The 1,030-nt window shown below is 63.7% G+C and carries 1 protein-coding gene and 1 pseudogene; one reads left to right on the top strand and one right to left on the bottom strand.

Features of this window, described 5'->3' with window-relative positions:
* Nucleotides 1-603 (top strand): annotated as a pseudogene (locus EOA29_RS37670) (cobyric acid synthase CobQ); the annotation flags it as partial.
* Between the two features lie 257 nt (nucleotides 604-860).
* Here EOA29_RS37670 and EOA29_RS37665 read toward each other — a convergent pair.
* A partial coding sequence (locus EOA29_RS37665) for a VOC family protein (protein ID WP_189479142.1) occupies nucleotides 861-1,030 on the bottom strand: 170 nt, incomplete at its 5' end.

Raw genomic sequence — 1,030 nt, 5'->3', positions numbered from 1 at the left:
GGCAAGAGGCTGCCGGAGGACGCCGGGCTGGTGGTCATTCCCGGCTCGAAGTCGACGATCGGCGATCTGACAAGATTCCGCGAGAATGGCTGGGATCGCGATCTTGCCGCTCATCGCAAGCGCGGCGGCCATGTCGTCGGCATCTGCGGCGGCTATCAGATGCTCGGCCGCATGGTGCGCGATCCCGAAGGCATCGAAGGCAGCGTCACCGAGGCCGAAGGCCTCGGTCTGCTCGACATCGAAACGGTGATGGAGCCGGAAAAGACGGTGCGCAATTCAAGCGCCCGTTCGGTGCAGTTCGGCCTGCCGCTCGAAGGCTATGAGATCCATCTCGGCCGCACCACCGGTCCGGACACGGCGCGGCCGTCAGCGATCATCAACGGCGTCGAGGACGGCGCGGTCTCCGCCGACGGCAAGGTGATCGGAACCTACCTGCACGGGCTGTTCTCCGCCGACGCTTTCCGTGCCGCGTATTTGAAGAGCCTGGGCGTCAGCGGCGGCGGCATCGACTACCGCGCCGATGTCGAGAAGGCGCTGGACGAGGTCGCGGCGGAGCTGGAGAGGCATCTCGACTGCGACGCGATTTTCGCCCTGGCGCGATAGGCTTCTCACCAAATACGTTTGAACTTGGTGAAGACGCTCATCGGGTTCGTCATTCTATGGCGAAGCAAGGAGCGAAGCGACGCGCGCAGACCATTGAATCCATGCCGTGACGTCAAGGCGTTGCAACGGTGCAGAATTCTGCTCCGCTGCGCCCTTCGATCAAGGTCACGGAATGGATCCTCGGGTCTCCTCCTGCTTCGCCCGTGGATGACGAAGTTGGGCTGCTTTCGCTAACCTCGAGCGCCGTCGATGAGGCCTCACGCCTTCTCGCCGGCTTTCGGCCAGTAAGTGCCGAAGGACCAGACATTGCCCTCCGGGTCGAGGCAGATGAACTCGCGGCTGCCGTAGTCACGGTCGACCAGCGCCTGGATGATTTTGGCGCCGGCCTTCTTGGCTTTGGCATAGGCGGCGTCGGCATCGTCGACGG

The organism is Mesorhizobium sp. M1E.F.Ca.ET.063.01.1.1 (assembly GCF_003998155.1).
Lineage (GTDB): Bacteria > Pseudomonadota > Alphaproteobacteria > Rhizobiales > Rhizobiaceae > Mesorhizobium.
This window is presented reverse-complemented; position numbering and strand designations above follow the sequence as displayed.